The sequence below is a fragment of the Pseudomonas sp. FSL R10-1350 genome (assembly GCF_009600525.1).
GTDB lineage: Bacteria > Pseudomonadota > Gammaproteobacteria > Pseudomonadales > Pseudomonadaceae > Aquipseudomonas > Aquipseudomonas helleri.
In genome coordinates, this window is the sequence record NZ_WIVR01000083.1 from 1 (window position 1) to 17,805 (window position 17,805).

Sequence of the window (17,805 nt, forward strand, 5' to 3'; positions counted from 1 at the left end):
GCCCAAGCCCGACTCTGCGGCGCTGGCGCGGGATGAAGAAGCCCGGCGGGCAGCGCTGGCACTGCGTGGCACGGCCCGGGAGGCACTCGCAGCAACGGATGCAGAGTTGTCGTTCCCGGGCCCGGCGAACACATTCTCGTGCGCGATGGGGACGCAGATCAGCGAGAAGACCACCCCGCATCTGTACACCTTGATGCAGCGCACGCTGACGGATGCCGGTGGCTCCACGTATGCCGGGAAAAACGCCTACAACCGCACCCGTCCGTTTGTGGTGCATGACGAAGGCACCTGCCGCAAAGACATGGAACCGCTGCTGCGCACCGACGGTTCCTGGCCTTCCGGGCACTCGGCGGCGGGCTGGGCCTGGGGCTTGATCCTCGCAGAAGTGAACCCGGCACGCGCCACTGAACTGATGACCCGTGGCTTGGCGTACGGCCAAAGCCGCGTCATCTGCAACGCCCACTGGCAGAGCGACGTGGATGCCGGGCGCATCATGGGCGCCGCCACCGTGGCCAGCCTGCACAGCAATCCGGCGTTCCTGAAGGATCTGGCAGCGGCGAAGGAAGAAATCCAGGCGGCGCAAAAAGCAGGCAACACGCCGACAGAAAACTGCGCCGCCGAGGGCGTCGCGCTCTCGTTGACGCAGCACTGAACGGGGACGCGCCATGAGGCTCAGTAACACTTCGTTGCGGCGTAAACACGCGCGTATGGCCCTGCTGTTCGGGGCCTTGGCGAGCGTAGCAGGCGGCCTACCGACGGTCGCTAACGCGGCAGACAACGATGAATGGCAGTTCAACGGCGGGCCATACCTGTGGGGCGCTGGCATTCGTGGGCACGTCGGCCACAAAAGCACAGGGACGGCCTCTGTGAAGTCCGACTTCTCAAACATCGCACGCACCGTCGACATGTCGTTGATGTTCATGGGCGAAGCGCGGCGCGGGCCTTACAGCGTGCTTGCCGACCTGATGTACATCGACACCGACACCCGCAGCCGCCTGCCAACCGGGTCCAAGCTTGAGGTTGAAGGCAAGACGGCGTCAGGCTTTTTGGGCGGCGGCTATACGGTGCTCGGCGATGACGATTATCGGGTCGACGTCGCGGGCGGCGTGCGCGTCTGGTACAGCAGCACCACCCTGACCCTCCATGGTGGGCAGGCTTCGGGGCACTCCGGCTCTGACAACGCCACGTGGGCAGACGCCATGGTCGGGCTGCGGGGGCGCTATGCCGTGAGTGAGCGGTTCTGGTTGTCCTCCTGGGGCATGGTGGGTGCCGGGCAATCCCGTGAAGACTGGGACCTGGCAGCGCTGGCCGGCTGGGAGTTCACCCCCGGATTTTCGGCGGTGGCTGGCTACCGGGCTATGGGCGTGAACTATCGCAACGACGGGTTTGTGTACGACATCGTGCAAAAAGGCCCGTTGCTGGGCATTAGCGGACGGTTTTAGGAATTTGCATCCCGTAGCAGTTGCCGAGCCTGCGAGGCGACGTCCGATTGCGCAGCGATCGTAAACCCTCAGAGCACGGTTTAACTCAAAGACCGCGACAGTCTGATTGACGACTGTTTCACAGTCGGACATAGCCTCGCAAAGCTCGTCAACTGCTACGAAGCCTCGGGGCTATCTCAGTGCCATTGCCCGCTCGCTGCTGATCTCAACCGATACCCTGCTCGACGAACTGGGGCTACGACAACCGCGCGGGACGCTACGAAAAATTCACCCAAGACCCGTACTGGCTGGTGGACTTGATGGCGCGCTACCAGTTCACCGACAACCTGTCGGCCACTGTCAACGTCAACAACCTGTTCGACAAGGCGTACTTCACCAACATCGGTTTTTATGACTCCGCCTACTACGGCGACCCACGCAACGTGATGGTGACCACTCGCTGGGATTTTTAAGGCGGTAGGGGCACCACCTAAAAAGTGGGGAGAGCCGGGTATCGACCGGCTCTTGTGCTGTTTTAGCTCACCGCTTCCGGATCCGAAAAATTCTCAATTTTCACCTGCCCATCCGGGAAGGTCGCAATAATTTCCAGCTCCCCTCCCATGGCACGGATGTAATTACGCAACGTGCTGATGTACATGTCTGTACGCCGCTCCATTTTCGATACCGCGGCCTGATTAATATTCAAGGCCTTTGCCAATGTCTCCTGGCTCAGCTCCTGAGCTTTGCGCAGCTCATGCAAAGGCATCTCTTTAAGGTGCTGTTGATACAACGCGTGAGCACCGGCTTGAGCCTCTGGTGTCATGCGCGCTTCAAGTTCAGCAAATGATTTAGCCATGCTCTCGCCCCTCTTTGAGCAGTGTTTCAAGGTGTTCATCGTAGAGCCTCTCAGCTTGAGGAATGTGCTCCTCGTACCATCGCCCTCGACCGGTTTTATCGTCACCGAGCAACAACAAGGCGCATCGACGCGGATCAAACACATACAAAACCCGATACGGCCTGCCCGCGTGCTGGATACGCAGCTCCCTGAGATTGCCATGCCGCGAGCCTTTGATATCGCTGCTGTGGGGATAACGCAGGCCCGGACCTAGCTGGCCCAGCAACTTGACGCTAGCGGCTACTGAGACTTGCTCCTTTTCCTCAAGCCCCTCCCACCAGCACCCAAACTCATCGGTGTATTCGACTTCCCAGTTAGAGACCAAAATATGCCACCCAAGGAATATAAACTCAAGGGAATAATCCTAAGAGCTTCAACCTCTTCCTGCTACCCGCAAAACTCGCTCAATTGTTAGTTTTTGTTCGGCGCACGAAACTCAAAAAAAACGCCCCGAACCAACCGGTTCGGGGCGTTTTTTTATTCAGATGTCAGACCTGACTGGCAGGCCCGTGGCATCAGAAAATGCTGATTGGGTAATCAACAAATACACGGACTTCGTTACCGCCGACGTTGTAGTCGCTGGCGTTGTTGGAAACGCGCAACCACGAACCGCGCAGACGCACGCTCAGGTCTTTAACCGGACCGCTTTGTACAACGTACTTGGCCTGGTTGTAGATTTCGCGCTCGGTACCACGACCACGGCCTGAACCGTCGTCGATGTTGGTGCCGCGTACGTAGGCGATGTTGTAGGTCAGGCCTGGAATGCCAACGGCGCCGAAGTCGAAGCCGTAGCCCAGCTGCCACGAACGCTCGTCTTTGGCGTTGAAGTCAGACCAGTAGGAGTTGGCCAGCAAGATGGTGTTGCCGCCGTCGCCCACGCCGCCCGCATTGCGGTAGCCGCCGTATGGGTAGCCGATTTCACCGGTGCTGCTCTGGTAAGCCAGAACCAGCGAGTGCGCGCCGAACGCGTAGGTGGTTGCCAGGCTCCAGATCTTGTTGTCGGTGCCGTCAACCTTCAGCACGTCACGCGCGTAGCCAGAGTCTACGTGGGTGCGGTAGCCGTTGAAGTCAAACGTCAGGGACTGTTTGTCATCCAGTGGCAGGGCGTAGGTCATGCCCAGGTATTGCTTGCGCAGCTCGTCTTTCATCTCGGAGCCGTACAACGAGGCCGAGAAGCGCTCGGTGAACTTGTAGCTACCGCCGAACACGTTGATGCTCTTCAAGCCGCCGCTGTTACGCGCTTCAGCACTTTTACGCGACTCTTCGGTGAAACGACCCACGTTCAGTTCCAGGCCGTCGATCTCTTTGGAGGTCAACAGGGTACCGGTGAAGCTTTCTGGCATCAGACGGGAGTTGTCGTACATTAGTACCGGCAGAGCAGGCATTTGGTCACCGTATTTCAGCACGGTGTTCGAAATGCGGAATTTCACGGCAGCGCCAGCCTTGGCGATGTCGTGAGCGGCTTTGCCGTTATGGTCTTGCTTGAAGAAGTCGATGCCGCCTGCGCCGCTGCTGCCCTTGCCGCCGTCCAGACGCAGTGCGTAGATGCCGAAAGCATCCACACCCACGCCCACGGTGCCTTGGGTGAAGCCGGAGGTGAATGTGCCGAGGAAGCCTTGGCCCCACTCAGCTTTGTCTTGTTGGTGGTTTTTGTAGTCACGGCTGATGTAGGCGTTGCGCGCCAATACGTTCAGGTGGCTGTCTTCTACAAAACCTTTTGCGTCAGCTTGATCGTTAGCCATGGCCTGGGTAGCACCGAGTACGCCCAGAGCGAGTAGACCTATCCGTGTTTTTAACATTTTATTTTCCTTATTTCAGAATAGAGGCGCGCTGTGGGTTTCAAGCTGAAACATTGAGTGGTGGTTGCTTCACATAACAAAAAAGACCCACACGAGACACCGCGCGGGTCATTTAGAAAGTTGGTGCATGGCTTATCGCCACAGGCGTAGGCAGGGATCCTATCCGTCGTTAAGGCAAAGTGTCAATTTCGTGAAAAATTTGTTAATTGCCAGCAATTCAAAGACCGTTGATCGCGCTTTAACCTTTTACTCGTCGCAGCCATTCAGGCCGCAGGCGGGCGCTGAATCGTTTGGGCTTTGGGCGGGTGCTCGCAACCATTGCGCAAAGGCATCTGGCTTACCGATAAACGCCCCAAAATCGACCACTTGGTAGCGCCCGTCGAGTTCCAGAACCAGGGTAGGAAAGCCTTGGCCACCCACCTGCCCGAGCAGTTTGCGGCTGTCTTTGATGTGAGTGTGGGTCGGTTCGCCACGGACCGCCTGGTAGGCCGCAACAAAGGCCTCGGTGGGCAGGCCGATTTCAGTGGCCAGTTCCTCCAGCACATCCTTGTCGCTAATCCGCCGCCCTTCGACATAGTGCGCCGTCTGTAAACGCCCCAGCAGTTCAAGGCCACGCCCGGCCAGTTGCTCGGCGGCCAACACGGCAGTGATGGGTGGCGCCGAATCAAAGACCGCTGTGGTGTCGCGCAGCAGCCCTTCAAAGTAAGCCTCGCCAAACGGCTGGCCGGTGTATTCGGCAATTCGCTGGTCATGGGGCATGACGTAGTCACGCAGTTGCGCAGACACAGGGCGGCGCTGGGCGCCGGTCATCATCCCGCCGCCATGGGCCACCACCGGCACAATGCCGCGGGCAGCGTCGATCAGCGGCTTGGCGCCATAGCACCAACCGCACAGCGGGTCATAGATGTAATGCAGAACGGGGGTGGTCATGGAGCGCTCCGAAGGTTCAATCAATCAGAGCGTCAGACTAGCGGTAAGGCGAGAACAGAAAAACGCTGCCAGCGCTTTTAGTGTGTTGCGTGAACCGGGCAAATAAAGGACTTGTAGGAGCCGAGCTTTTTTGAAGATCAAAAGATCGCGAGGCGAGCTCGCTCCTACAGTTTTGGGTGGGGTCAGGCTTTGCGTGGGGCGGGTTGTTGCTGGGTCAGGCAGTGGATGTTGCCACCGCCCAGCAGCAATTCACGGCCCGGCACCATCACCACTTCGTGCTGTGGAAAGAGGTTTTGCAGGATGTCTTTGGCCTCTGCGTCCATCGGGTCGTCAAAGCTTGGGGCGATGATCCCGCCGTTGACGATCAGGAAGTTCACGTAAGACCCGGCCAAACGCTCCGACGGATTACGGTCCTGGCTGCCAGCGACTTTATCCACACCGTCGCACTCTTCCTGGGTGGCGTACATCGGCCCCGGAATAGGCATTTTGTGCACAACAAACGAACGGCCCTGGGCATCGGTGCTGGTGGCCAGCACTTTCATCGCTTCGTGGCAACGCACGTAGTTGGGGTCGCGCTCGTCGTCGGTCCAGGCCAGCAGCACTTCACCCGGCGCCACGTAGCAGCAGAAGTTATCCACATGGCCGTCGGTTTCATCGTTGTAAAGGCCATCGGGCAGCCAGATGATCTTATCCACAGCCAGTTGCGCGCGCAGCACGCTTTCAATCTCTTCACGGGACAGATGCGGGTTACGGTTACGGTTCAGCAGGCATTCGCCGGTGGTGATCAATGTGCCTTCGCCATCGACGTGGATCGAACCGCCTTCCAGCACAAAACCTTCGGTGTAGTAGCGCGCCGAGCGCTCGATTTCGAGGATCTTGCTGGCCACTTGCTGATCGCGGTTCCACGGGAAGTACAGCCCGCCGTCAAACCCGCCCCAGGCGTTGAAGTCCCAGTTCACGCCGCGCACTTCGCCGGTGTCGTTGATCACGAACGTCGGCCCGCTGTCGCGCACCCAGGCGTCATCGTTGGAAAGCTCGACCACGCGGATGTTCGGCACATCGAGCTGTGCGCGAGCGTTTTCGTACTGTGCGGCCGACACCCCAACGGTCACCGGCTCGAAGCGGGCAATGGCCTTGGCCACAGCAGCGTGCGCGGCTTGCGCAGGCTTGCCGCCCAAGCGCCAGTTGTCCGGGCGCTCAGGCCAGATCATCCAGACTTGAGTTTGAGGAGCCCATTCGGCCGGCATGTGAAAGCCGTCAGCGCGGGGCGTGCTGTGCAAAGTAGTCATAACCGTCAGGACTCCAGGGAATCAAAAAAGAGGGGGATGGGCGCATCAATCAGGCTGGCCGGAAACAGTGGACGCCTGCCTGCCTTTCGTCAAGAAAGGCCCCCTTTATAGCCGATAAATATCCACAATAAAAACCATTTATCGGATTTAACCCAGACAAAAGCATTTTTAATACAGATATAAATCGAGATTAAAAATAGCGCTTCTAGCCTCGCGCCTACGGGGTTTAAGCGTAGGTATACTGCGCCCTATGAACTCGACTCCTGCAACTCCTCGCCGCCCCCGCTGGCGCAGCCTGGCCTTACTGGCGCTGTGCCTGGCGCCTTTGTTGTGGCCGCTGCAGCACTTGGCCGAGCGCTATTACCGCAGCGAACTGGCCGGGCAGAACCGCCAGACCCTCGACCTGTACGTGGCCAACTTGCTCGGCACGCTGCACCGTTATGAGGTGCTGCCACAAATTCTGGGCGAACTGCCCGCGCTGCGTAATTCGCTGGCCGACCCGGAAGACCCGCACACCCTGAGCACGGCCAATAAGTTGCTCGCGGAGATCAACAGCCAAACCGGCGCCGAGGTCATGTACCTGATTGATGCCGATGGCAACACGGTGGCGACGTCGAACTGGGACAAGCCCGACAGCTTTATCCGACGTAACTTTGCTTTTCGTCCGTACTTCAGCGAAGCAATGGATGGCAAGTTGGGGCGCTTTTTCGGCTTGGGCACTACGTCCGGCAAACGCGGCTATTACTTTGCCGCCCCGGTGACCGAAGGCGATAAAAAGCTCGGCGTGCTGGTGGTCAAGGTGGACCTGGATCACACCGAGCGTTTGTGGGGCAACACCCCGGAGCAATTGCTGACAACCGACGACAACGGCGTGGTGATTCTCACGTCCCGCCCGGATTGGCGTTTCAAGGCCACGCGCAAACTGTCGCCGCAAGAGCAACAGGACATTTTCGCCATCCTGCCCTACCCGACGCGCAACTTGCAGCCGCTGAACATCAACCCCGATTCGTGGGTAGTACAAACGCAAAAAATCGACGAGACCGGCTGGAGCGTGAATATTCTTGCGCCGCGTACCTTGATCGATCGCCCGGTGCGGACCGTGCTGGCCATTGGCGCGGCCACTTTGCTGGTGGTCATGCTGCTGATCAGCTTGATGATGCAACGTCGCCGCCATTACCTGGAGCGCATCGCCTTCGAAGCCAAGGCCCGGCGTGAACTCGAAGGCCGGGTGGCCGAGCGCACCAGCGACCTTGAAGGCCTCAACCAGCGCCTGCGTAAAGAAGTGCTGGAGCGCGAGCATGCGCAGCAAGAACTGGTGCGCGCCCAAGATGACCTGGTGCAAGCGGGCAAGCTGTCAGCCCTCGGCACCATGTCGGCCAGCATCAGCCACGAACTCAACCAGCCGTTGGCAGCCATCCGCAGCTATGCCGAAAACGCCGAAGTGTTGCTCGACCATCAACGCACTGAAGACGCGCGCAGCAACCTCAAGCTGATCAACGAACTGACCGGGCGCATGTCTTCGATCATTGCGCATCTGCGCGCGTTCGCCCGGCGCGATCGCCATGCGCCTGAAAGCGTGGCGCTGCAACCGGCGCTGGACGATGCCCTGGCCTTGCTGGCCAAACGTCGGCGCAGCATGGAAGTCGAACTGATCCGCGATTTACCCGCCGCCACGCTGTGGGTCGAAGCAGGTGAAACCCGTTTGCGCCAAGTGCTGGGCAACCTGCTGGCCAACGCTCTCGATGCACTTACCGAAAAAGGCCCGCCCCGGCGATTGTGGCTAAGTGCCCAATCAACGCCCGAGGGCGTCACTGTGTACATTCGCGACAACGGCCCGGGCTTTTGCATGGAAGCGTTGGGCCGCGCCGGTGAGCCGTTTTACACCACCAAAACCCGCACCCAAGGGTTGGGCCTGGGGCTGGCCATCTGCGACACATTAATCCGTGCGTTTGGCGGCGAATTGTTGTTCGCCAACCACAAGGAAGGCGGCGCCTTAATTACCCTACGACTGCGCGCCGGTGCACCGGGCGTAAGCTTGCAAGCTTCAGAGGACTCCAGGTCATGAGCCAACCCATTGATCCGCGTGTACAGGTCATCTTGATCGATGATGATCCGCACCTGCGCCAGGCGCTCTGCCAAACCCTGGACCTGGCCGGGCTTAAAGTGCTGCCGCTGGCCGAAGCCAACGGCCTGGCCGAACGCATCTCGCGGGACTGGGCGGGCGTGGTGGTCAGTGATATCCGCATGCCGGGCATGGACGGGCTGGAGCTACTCACCCATCTGCACGCGCAAGACCCTGAGCTGCCGGTGTTGCTGATTACCGGCCATGGTGATGTGCCCTTGGCGGTGCAGGCCATGCGCACGGGCGCTTACGACTTTCTGGAAAAACCCTTTGCCAGCGACGCCCTGCTCGACAGCGTGCGCCGGGCCCTGGCCCTGCGCGCACTGGTGCTGGACAACCGCAGCCTGCGCCTGGCGCTCAGCGATCGCCAGCAACTGAGCGCACGGCTGGTGGGGCAATCTTCGGCCATGCTGCGCCTGCGCGAGCAAATCGGCGCCCTTGCCGGAACCAAGGCAGACGTGTTGATTCTGGGCGAAACCGGCTCCGGCAAAGAAGTCGTCGCACGGGCGCTGCACGACCTGTCGAGCCGCCGCAACGGCCCGTTCGTGGCGATCAACGCCGGGGCGCTGGCCGAGTCGGTGGTCGAGAGTGAACTGTTCGGCCATGAACCCGGCGCGTTTACCGGCGCGCAAAAACGCCGTATCGGCAAATTCGAATTCGCCAATGGCGGGACATTGTTCCTCGACGAAATCGAAAGCATGAGCCTGGACGTGCAGGTCAAACTCCTGCGTTTGCTGCAAGAGCGTGTGGTTGAGCGTTTAGGCGGCAACCAGCTGATCCCGCTGGATATCCGGGTGATCGCCGCCACCAAGGAAGACCTGCGTCAGGCCGCCGACCAAGGGCGCTTTCGCGCCGACTTGTACTACCGGCTTAACGTCGCGCCGCTGCGTATTTCGCCGTTGCGCGAGCGCGGTGAAGACGTGCTGGTGCTGTTCCAGCACTTTGCCGACGAGGCCAGCGCCCGCCACGGTCTGGCGCTCAACGTGTTGCAACCGGGCCAGCGGGCGCAGTTATTGCGCCACACCTGGCCGGGCAATGTGCGTGAACTGCAAAACGTCGCTGAACGCTTTGCCCTGGGTCTGGAATTGGCCCTGGACGAAGGCGCTAGCGACGGCACAACGGCGTCAGACCTTGAGGTGTCTGGCAGCTTGAGCGAGCAGGTCGAACACTTCGAGAAGAGCCTGATTGCTGCCGAGCTTGAGCGTTCACACAGCTCGATGCGCAGTCTGGCCGAAGCCCTGGGGGTGCCGCGTAAAACCCTGCACGACAAATTGCGCAAACACGGCCTGCACTTCGAGAGCGGCAGCCACCCTCACACCGATGAACTTGATTGACCTGAACAGGATCCGCGCATGAACCGCGACAGTCGTTATCTGGAATCCATCCTTCATCACGACATTCCGCTGACCCGTGAAATGGGCCTCAAAGTGGTTGGCTGGCAGGATCGGCAATTGCGTTTGCACCTGCCGCTGGACGCCAACATCAACCACAAAAGCACCATGTTTGGCGGCAGCCTGTACTGCGGCGCGGTGCTGGCCGGTTGGGGCTGGTTGCATTTGAGCCTGCGTGAGGCCGGGATCGAAGACGGGCACATCGTGATTCAAGAAGGCCACATCAGCTACCCGCTGCCGGTGACCCAAGACGCCATCGCGCTGTGCGATGCGCCATCAGACGCCGCGTGGAACAAGTTTCTGGCCATGTACAAACGCCACGGCCGCGCTCGTTTAACCCTTGAGACGCGGATGATCAATGCCGACGGCGGGGACGATGCGGTGCGGTTTAGCGGGCAGTATGTGTTGCATCGGTAGTCTGCTGTTCGCCAAAACCATGTAGGAGCGAGCTTGTCTCGCGATCTTTTAAACATCAAAAGATCGCGAGGCGAGCTCGCTCCTACAGAGGGGTGGCTTTTAAGCTTGCGCCAACGCCAACAACTGCTCACGCCACGGCGCCTTCGCGGGCAACGCCAAAAAATAGCCATTGAGCAGCAATTCCCGCGCCGGATACGTGAACGGCTGGCCATCGAGCTGCAACACCACCCCGCCCGCCCCTTCAAGCACGCCTTGCGCCGCGGCAGTGTCCCACTGCGAGGTCGGCGCCAGACGCGGGTAACAATCTGCCGCACCTTCGGCCAGCAAACAGAACTTCAATGAACTGCCAATGTTGGCGGTTTCCAACTTCCCGACAGCCGTCTCCAGCCCGGCCAGCAAGCGCTCTTGCTCGGGGCTTGAATGTCGGCGGCTGGCGACCACGATCAGCGGTTCACCGGCGGGCGGCACGTCGCGCACATTGATCGGTACGATCACGTCCGCATCCGCCCGCCAGGCGCCCAGGCCCGCGCCACCGTAGTAGCAACGACCACTGGTGGGCATTGAAACCACGCCGAACACCACGCGACCGTTCTCGATCAGAGCAATGTTGACGGTGAATTCTTCGCTGCCGGAGATGAACTCCTTGGTGCCGTCCAACGGGTCAACCAGCCACCAGCGTGTCCAGCCAGCGCGCACGCTCTGCGCGATGTTGGCGTCTTCTTCCGACAACACCGGGATGCTCGGGTCCAACGCGGTCAGGCCATCGAGCAAAATGTGGTGCGCCGCGAGGTCAGCTGCGGTAACCGGAGAGTTATCGTCTTTGGCGGTGACAGCAACATCCGCGCGCCAAAACGGCAAAATGGCCTCGCCCGCACGGTGCGCGAGTTCAATCACCGGGGCCAACAAGGGATGCGCCAGGCTCACGGTTTGAACACTCCGCGCTGGGTCAACAGATCACGCGCCAGGTACAGCGCGGCCAAGGCACGGCCTTCGCTGAACTGCGGGTTTTGCACCAGGGTCGACAGCTCACGCAAGTTGACGCGGTCAACCCGCATCGGCTCTGGCTCGTCGCCTTCGAGGTGGGCTTCGTACAGATCAGAAGCCAGCACCACCTGAATTTTCTGGCTCATGTACCCCGGCGACAACGACAGCTCAGTCAAATGCTCAAGCTGGCGGGCACCAAAGCCTGCTTCTTCTTTCAATTCACGCTCAGCGGCCGCCAGCACGTCTTCGCCCGGCTCGATCAGGCCTTTGGGCAACGAGACTTCATATTCGTCGGTGCCGCCACAATATTCTTCGACCAGGATGGCGTGTTCGGCATCAATCATTGCCACGATCATGACCGCGCCATAGCCGTTACCGCGCCCCACCAGCCGCTCGTAAGTGCGCTCAACGCCATTGGAAAAGCGCAGTTGCACTTCTTCGACCCGAAACAATCGGCTACTGGCAACAATTTCACGGGCAAGTACGGTGGGTTTTTGGCGCATAGCGGCTCCTCAATATGAACGGGTTACTATACCCCGGCTTTTCCGATTGTCTGTGTCGGATGTTTTTCTACTGTGGGAGAAGTTTTGCATGACAGCGTTACCTTGGCGCGACATTGATACCGTTCTGCTGGACATGGACGGCACACTGCTCGACCTGCACTACGACAACCACTTTTGGCTCGAACACCTGCCGCAGCGCTATGCCGAGTTGCATGGCATCAGCCGCGCCATGGCCGACCTTGAGCTCACGCCGCTGTTTGAAAACAACGCAGGCCAGTTGAAGTGGTACTGCCTGGATTTCTGGAGCCGCGAGCTGAAGATCCCGGTGCGTGAACTCAAGCTCGAAACCGCCCACCTGATTGCCCTGCGCCCGGATGCAGACACCTTTTTAGCGGCGATCAAACAGGCTGGCAAGCGGGTGATTCTGATCACCAACGCGCACCGCGATTCGTTGTCATTGAAGCTGGAGCGCATCGAGCTGGCGCCATATTTCGAGCGCCTGATCAGCTCCCACGATTACGGCTTCCCCAAGGAAAGCCCGGCGTTTTGGGATGCCCTGCAAGCTGATATCGGCTTTGAACCGAGCCGCAGCCTGTTTATCGACGACACCTTGCCAATTTTGCGCAGCGCCCGTGCATTCGGTATCGGCCACTTGCTGGCGGTCAAACAGCCAGACAGCAAAAAAGGCCCGAAAGACACCGAAGAGTTCGCAGCACTGGGGGATTATCGCGAGTTGCTGGAAGGGCTTTGAGCACACGGCCACCACCAATCGTGGGAGCGGGCTTGCTCGCGATAGCATCGACGCGGTTATTCTGACAAACCGCATCGCCTACATCGCGAGCAAGCCCGCTCCCACAAGAGGGTGTGAGGTTACTCAGGAATACGCAGTGTCTGGCCTGGGTAGATTTTGTTCACGTCTTTGAGCAGCGGTTTGTTGGCTTCAAAGATTTTGTTGTACTGGTTGGCGTTGCCATACACCCGCAGCGAAATCGCGCTCAGGGTGTCGCCTTTTTGCACCACGACAAAACGCGAAGCCACAACAGCCGGACCGGTCACGGTGATCTGGTCGTCAACACTGGCCACGCCTTCAATGTTGCCAGCGGCCAAGACGATTTTTTCTTTCTCTTCTTGCGACGCGGCTTCGCCGGTGAGGGTTATCTTGTCGCCCTCAACCTCAGCTTTGATATTAGGATTGCCCAAGCCCACGTCCGCTACGTGCTTTTTGAGTTCGTCCGAGGCATTGGCATTACCCGGTGTAAACAGGTGGGCTAGCTTTTCACCTGCTTCTTTCACAAAGCTTAAAAGGCTCATCGGTCACGCTCCTAAAGGTTGAAATATCCAGAGACCTAAGCGTAGACCATCATTGCGGGAGCAACGATGGACATCAAACAGCTCAAATTCCTCATTGCCCTGGATGAAACCCGGCATTTCGGCCAGGCCGCTGCCCGTTGCCACATCACCCAGCCCACGCTGTCGATGCGCCTGCGCAGCCTTGAACAAGAGCTCGACCTGCAACTGGTCAACCGTGGCCAGCGTTTCGAAAGCTTTACCGCACCGGGTGAGCGCGTGCTCGCCTGGGCGCGTACGGTGCTGGCGGCTTACGACGGCTTGCAGGCCGAAGCGGCGGCCTGTCGCGGCAACTTGATCGGTACGTTGCGCCTGGGCGTGGTGCCGCTTTCAAGCTTCGATCCGCTGCCTTTATTGCAGCGCCTGCACCAGCAACACCCGGAGCTGCGCTTTGAACTGTCGGCCCTGAGTTCGGAACATATTCTTGAGCAACTGGCCAGCAACCAGCTCGACATTGGTGTGTCGTATCTGGACCGCCTCGACCACGAACGCTTTGACTCACTGGCCCTGGGCATCACCCGGATGGGCTTACTTTACGACCAACGGCATTTCAACTTTGGCGAACAGCCCCTGAGCTGGGAGGCGCTGATTGAGTTACCGCTGGGGCTGCTCAGCGGCGGCATGCACTTTCGCCAATCCATTGATCACAACTTCCACAGCCGTGGCCTTACACCCCATCCATTGTTACAAACTGATGCCGTGCATCAGTTGCTGCAAGCAGTCCACGCGGGGCTCTGCTGCGCGGTCATGCCGCTGGAAGGCGGGCTTGAAGCGCTGACGGACACCTTGCGCCTGCACCCCATTGAAGACGCCCAAACCCTGGCCCAGTTGGGGTTGATCATGCGCCGGGAAGCCCCGCGTTCGGCATTGGCAGAAGCCTGTTTTGCGCTGTTTCAGAAATCACTCAACCCGTCTTGATCGACGCCATCTATCAGCAGATCAACGCTAGCGATTAGACGCGACTTAGTGTCGCGCCTACGCTTAGGGTCATAGACCACGTTGGTAAAGCCCTATGAACGCCAAGCGCCCTTTGTGCGCGGCGCCCGCTCTCAGTACGCCCGCGCCTGCTGCCAGCCAGACTTATCAGTACGTCACGCTCGACCACAGCAGTGGCGCAGAAACGGCGCTGGCTGAAGAAGTGGCGCTGGCGATTGCCTACAACGGCATCAGCCAGGCCGTGATGCTGGTGACGCCGACCGACCTTGAAGACTTTATCGTCGGCTTTAGCCTGGGCAGCGGCATCATCCATGACGCCAGTGAAATCTACGACCTCAAGCTCAGCGGCTCAGGCTCGGCGCAGTACGCGCAGGTCGAGATCGCCAGCCGGGCGTTCTGGAACCTCAAGCAGCAACGCCGCCAACTGGCCGGTACCAGCGGCTGCGGGTTGTGTGGCGTCGAAGCGGTGGAGCAAGCGTTGCCGGACCTCAAGGTGCTGCCCGGTGCGCCATTGCCGCCCGCTCAGTGGCTGGACGGTTTGCGCCAGCGCATCAGCGAATTCCAGCCCTTGGGCCAACACTGCGGCGCGGTGCATGCGGCGGTGTATATGGATGCCAAGGGCGAACTGCTGATGGGCCGCGAAGACATCGGCCGGCACAACGCCCTGGACAAACTGATCGGTGCGCTGGTGCGCCAACACATCGACCTGAGCGGTGGCGCAGCGATTGTCACCAGCCGTTGCAGCCTTGAGCTGATTCAAAAAGTGTTGCGCGCCGGGATTCAAACCCTCATCAGCCTGTCCTCGCCCACGGGCCTGGCGCTGCAATGGGCCCGGCGTCACAACCTCAACCTTATTCATCTGCCACAAAAAAGCGCGCCACGGGTGTACAGCCCTGCGCAGGAGATTCAATCGTGAGCCTTCATCATCAAGCCGACCAAACCCCGACTCCGCGCTACAAGCCTTACAAAGGCCCGGCCGGCGGCTGGGGCGCACTGATCAGTGTGGCGCAGGCCTGGTTGACCAGCGACAACGCACTGAAAAACCTGCGCATGATGCTCAAGACCAACCAGAACGGCGGTTTCGACTGCCCGGGCTGCGCCTGGGGCGACTCGCCGGAAAGCGGCATGGTCAAGTTCTGTGAGAACGGCGCCAAGGCGGTGAACTGGGAAGCGACCAAGCGCCGGGTGGATGCAGCCTTCTTCGCTAAATACAGCGTCAGCGCGTTGCTGGAACAAAGTGATTACTGGCTGGAATATCAGGGCCGCCTGACCGAGCCAATGCGCTACAACGCCGAAACCGATCATTACGAGCCCATCAGTTGGGATGCGGCCAACAGCGTGATCGCCCGTCATCTGCTGAACCTGTCGAGCCCCAACGAGGCCGAGTTTTACACCTCGGGCCGCGCCAGCAACGAAGCGGCTTATCTGTATCAACTGTTTGTGCGGGCCTTCGGCACCAACAACTTTCCGGACTGCTCCAACATGTGCCACGAAGCCAGCGGTGTGGCGCTGGCGCAAAGCATCGGGGTCGGTAAAGGCACCGTGACGTTCGACGACTTTGAACACGCCGACGCGATTTTCGTGCTGGGGCAGAACCCCGGCACCAACCACCCGCGCATGCTTGAACCGCTGCGTGAGGCGGTTAAACGCGGCGCTCAAGTGGTGTGCGTCAACCCGCTAAAAGAGCGGGGCCTGGAACGCTTCCAGCACCCGCAACACCCTCTGGAAATGCTCACCAACGGCGACCGCCCGACCAACACCGCCTACCTGCGCCCGGCGCTGGGCGGCGACATGGCCTTGCTGCGCGGCATGGCCAAGTTCCTGCTGCAATGGGAGCGCGATGCACAGGCGGCGGGCGAACCGGCGGTGTTCGATCACGCGTTTTTGAATGAACACACCTCGGGCATCCTCGATTACATCTCCAGCCTGGACGACACGTCCTGGGAGCACATCGTCGAGCAGTCGGGGCTCACCCTGGTGGACATCGAGCGCGCCGCGCGCATGTACCTCAAGGGCAAGAACGTGATCATGTGCTGGGCGATGGGCATCACCCAGCACCGCCATTCGGTGCAGACCATTCAGGAAATCGCCAACCTGATGCTCCTGCGCGGCAACATCGGCCGCCCCGGCGCAGGCCTGTGCCCGGTGCGTGGCCACAGTAACGTGCAGGGCGACCGCACCATGGGCATCAACGAACGCCCACCGGTGGCCTTCCTTGATGCGCTGGAGCGCCGCTTCAATTTCAAGGTGCCGCGTGAAAATGGCCACAACGTGGTCGAAGCTATTCACGCCATGCTCGAAGGCCGGGCCAAGGTGTTTATCGGCCTGGGCGGCAACTTTGCTCAAGCCACGCCCGACAGCCCGCGCACGGCCGAAGCGCTGCGCAATTGCGACCTCACGGTACAGATCAGCACCAAGCTCAACCGCAGCCATTTAATGCATGGCAAAGAGGCGCTGATTTTGCCGTGCCTGGGCCGTACCGACATCGACCATCAGGCCGAAGGCCCGCAAGCGGTCACCGTTGAAGACTCGTTCAGCATGGTCCACGCCTCCAATGGCCAGCTCAAGGCACTGTCGAATCAAATGCGTTCGGAGCCTGCCATCATCGCCGGGATCGCCGCTGCCACATTGGGCACGCACCCCATCGACTGGAACTGGATCGTGGCCGACTACGGCCGTATTCGCGAGCTGATTGCCGACACCATTCCAGGGTTCAAAGACTTCAACACGCGCATCCAGAACCCTGGCGGTTTCTACCTCGGCAACTCGGCCGGGGCGCGCCAGTGGAACACCCCGACCCAGCGCGCCAACTTCCGCATCAATGCGTTGCCGCAAGACCTGATCGACGCCCGCACCCGCGCCACGGGCAAACTGCCGGACCTGATCCTGCAATCCATGCGCTCCCACGATCAGTACAACACCACCATCTACGGCCTCGATGACCGTTATCGTGGGGTCAAGGGCCAGCGCGACGTGCTGTTCGTCAACGAAGCCGACATCATCCGCCTGGGCTTCAAGCCGGGGCAAAAGGTCGACATCGTTTCGATTTGGGATGATCAGCATGAACGTCGAGTGAAGAACTTCACCTTGCTGGCGTTTGATATTCCGGCCGGGCAAGCTGCGGCTTACTACCCGGAGGTCAACCCGCTGGTGCCGTTGGAAAGCACCGGTGATGGCAGCCACACGCCAACGTCAAAATTCGTCGCGATCTGCCTGGAAGCAGCCAGCCCGTCGAGATTGATCATGGCGAAGGCGAGCTAAACCCGACATGTGTAGCCGCTGACGAGGCACGAGGCTGCGATGCGGGCCGCAGGACCGCTGTCCAGGGTCGCTTCGCAACCCATCGCAGTCTCGTACCTCGTCAGCGGCTACAGGGGTTTCAAACTATTTTCTTCAGGCACAAAAAAGGCTGCTTTGGTCGAAAGCAGCCTGCCTGAACGAGAGATAGACTCTCAAAAAGTTATTAAGTTCCCCATCAAAAACAATAACTTAGGTAATTGTGTACAACTCGTGCTACTGGTCGGATTCCGATTGTAACCAACCCTTTTGAGCCTCAGGATCGCCCCGTCATTCTTTTGAGGCTCATCCATGAAGCTCACCTCCATTCTCTTGTTGTCCCTTGGCCTGGTCAGTGGCGTTGCCTCGGCCGGTGGCACCACCGAAGCCGGTGTAGGCGGCGCATTGGGCGGGGTGCTGGGCGCCGTGGTCGGCCAGCAACTGGGCGGCTCTACCGGTTCAACCATTGGTGCTGGTGTAGGCGGCGCAGCAGGC

The 17,805-nt window shown here is 59.9% G+C and carries 17 protein-coding genes and 2 pseudogenes; 11 read left to right on the forward strand and 8 right to left on the reverse strand.

Going from position 1 to position 17,805, the window contains the following annotated elements; genetic code table 11:
* The 3 genes and pseudogenes from GHO25_RS23275 to GHO25_RS23285 form a co-directional block, all read left to right on the forward strand.
* Positions 1–652, forward strand: a 652-nt coding sequence (locus GHO25_RS23275) for a phosphatase PAP2 family protein (protein WP_153392667.1), incomplete at its 5' end; no start/stop codon positions are given.
* Between the two features lie 13 nt (positions 653–665).
* Complete coding sequence (locus GHO25_RS23280; RefSeq protein ID WP_153392670.1) at positions 666–1,442, forward strand: hypothetical protein; 777 nt, start codon at positions 666–668, stop codon at positions 1,440–1,442.
* A gap of 227 nt (positions 1,443–1,669) precedes the next feature.
* A pseudogene (locus GHO25_RS23285) lies at positions 1,670–1,894 on the forward strand (TonB-dependent receptor domain-containing protein); the annotation flags it as partial.
* A gap of 62 nt (positions 1,895–1,956) precedes the next feature.
* Here the strand turns inward: GHO25_RS23285 and GHO25_RS23290 are convergent.
* The 5 genes from GHO25_RS23290 to aguA all read right to left on the reverse strand — a co-directional run bounded on the left by GHO25_RS23290 (position 1,957) and on the right by aguA (position 6,334).
* A complete protein-coding gene (locus tag GHO25_RS23290; protein WP_153326002.1) occupies positions 1,957–2,277 on the reverse strand; it encodes an XRE family transcriptional regulator in 321 nt (106 codons plus the stop codon).
* Positions 2,270–2,641, reverse strand: a complete 372-nt coding sequence (locus tag GHO25_RS23295; protein ID WP_153392673.1) for a type II toxin-antitoxin system RelE/ParE family toxin — start codon at positions 2,639–2,641, stop codon at positions 2,270–2,272. The genes GHO25_RS23290 and GHO25_RS23295 overlap by 8 nt, the downstream gene beginning before the upstream one ends.
* A 190-nt stretch (positions 2,642–2,831) precedes the next feature.
* Positions 2,832–4,115 (reverse strand): OprD family porin, encoded by a 1,284-nt coding sequence (locus tag GHO25_RS23300; protein ID WP_048388877.1) that lies wholly within the window; start codon positions 4,113–4,115, stop codon positions 2,832–2,834.
* Positions 4,116–4,361: 246 nt separating this feature from the next.
* Positions 4,362–5,045 (reverse strand): DsbA family protein, encoded by a 684-nt coding sequence (locus GHO25_RS23305; protein ID WP_153392676.1) that lies wholly within the window; start codon positions 5,043–5,045, stop codon positions 4,362–4,364.
* A gap of 182 nt (positions 5,046–5,227) precedes the next feature.
* A complete protein-coding gene (gene aguA, locus GHO25_RS23310) occupies positions 5,228–6,334 on the reverse strand; it encodes an agmatine deiminase (RefSeq protein WP_153392679.1) in 1,107 nt (368 codons plus the stop codon).
* A gap of 250 nt (positions 6,335–6,584) precedes the next feature.
* Here aguA and GHO25_RS23315 point away from each other — a divergent pair, with 250 nt between their 5' ends.
* From GHO25_RS23315 to GHO25_RS23325, 3 genes are read left to right on the forward strand one after another with little or no spacing between them, the layout of a single operon-like run.
* On the forward strand, positions 6,585–8,399 hold the full coding sequence (locus GHO25_RS23315; protein WP_153392682.1) for a sensor histidine kinase: 1,815 nt from the start codon (positions 6,585–6,587) through the stop codon (positions 8,397–8,399).
* Positions 8,396–9,790, forward strand: coding sequence for a sigma-54 dependent transcriptional regulator (locus tag GHO25_RS23320; protein WP_153392685.1), 1,395 nt, complete (start codon positions 8,396–8,398; stop codon positions 9,788–9,790). The genes GHO25_RS23315 and GHO25_RS23320 overlap by 4 nt, the downstream gene beginning before the upstream one ends.
* Positions 9,791–9,808: 18 nt before the next feature.
* Positions 9,809–10,264 (forward strand): thioesterase domain-containing protein, encoded by a 456-nt coding sequence (locus GHO25_RS23325; RefSeq protein WP_153392688.1) that lies wholly within the window; start codon positions 9,809–9,811, stop codon positions 10,262–10,264.
* A 99-nt stretch (positions 10,265–10,363) separates the two neighbouring features.
* Here GHO25_RS23325 and cysQ read toward each other — a convergent pair whose 3' ends face one another.
* Both cysQ and nudE read right to left on the reverse strand, forming a co-directional pair.
* The gene (gene cysQ, locus GHO25_RS23330; RefSeq protein ID WP_178110199.1) at positions 10,364–11,188 is read right to left on the reverse strand and encodes a 3'(2'),5'-bisphosphate nucleotidase CysQ; all 825 of its coding nucleotides are present in this window, start codon (positions 11,186–11,188) and stop codon (positions 10,364–10,366) included.
* On the reverse strand, positions 11,185–11,751 hold the full coding sequence (gene nudE / locus GHO25_RS23335; RefSeq protein WP_048388865.1) for an ADP compounds hydrolase NudE: 567 nt from the start codon (positions 11,749–11,751) through the stop codon (positions 11,185–11,187). The genes cysQ and nudE overlap by 4 nt, the downstream gene beginning before the upstream one ends.
* An 88-nt stretch (positions 11,752–11,839) precedes the next feature.
* On the opposite strand from nudE, the gene yrfG reads away from it, so the two are divergent.
* Positions 11,840–12,502, forward strand: coding sequence for a GMP/IMP nucleotidase (gene yrfG, locus GHO25_RS23340; protein ID WP_153392691.1), 663 nt, complete (start codon positions 11,840–11,842; stop codon positions 12,500–12,502).
* A 119-nt stretch (positions 12,503–12,621) separates the two neighbouring features.
* Here the strand turns inward: yrfG and lysM are convergent, their stop codons facing one another.
* On the reverse strand, positions 12,622–13,062 hold the full coding sequence (gene lysM, locus GHO25_RS23345) for a peptidoglycan-binding protein LysM (protein ID WP_048366859.1): 441 nt from the start codon (positions 13,060–13,062) through the stop codon (positions 12,622–12,624).
* Positions 13,063–13,128: 66 nt separating this feature from the next.
* On the opposite strand from lysM, the gene GHO25_RS23350 reads away from it, so the two are divergent.
* The 4 genes and pseudogenes from GHO25_RS23350 to GHO25_RS23365 all read left to right on the forward strand — a co-directional run.
* Positions 13,129–14,016 carry a LysR family transcriptional regulator gene (locus GHO25_RS23350; protein ID WP_153392694.1) on the forward strand — a complete coding sequence of 296 codons (888 nt, stop codon included), beginning with the start codon at positions 13,129–13,131 and terminating at the stop codon, positions 14,014–14,016.
* Between the two features lie 94 nt (positions 14,017–14,110).
* A complete protein-coding gene (fdhD, locus tag GHO25_RS23355; RefSeq protein ID WP_048388858.1) occupies positions 14,111–14,950 on the forward strand; it encodes a formate dehydrogenase accessory sulfurtransferase FdhD in 840 nt (279 codons plus the stop codon).
* Positions 14,947–17,295, forward strand: coding sequence for an FdhF/YdeP family oxidoreductase (locus tag GHO25_RS23360; RefSeq protein WP_048366862.1), 2,349 nt, complete (start codon positions 14,947–14,949; stop codon positions 17,293–17,295). The genes fdhD and GHO25_RS23360 overlap by 4 nt, the downstream gene beginning before the upstream one ends.
* Before the next feature lie 327 nt (positions 17,296–17,622).
* Positions 17,623–17,805: pseudogene (locus tag GHO25_RS23365) on the forward strand (hypothetical protein); the annotation flags it as partial.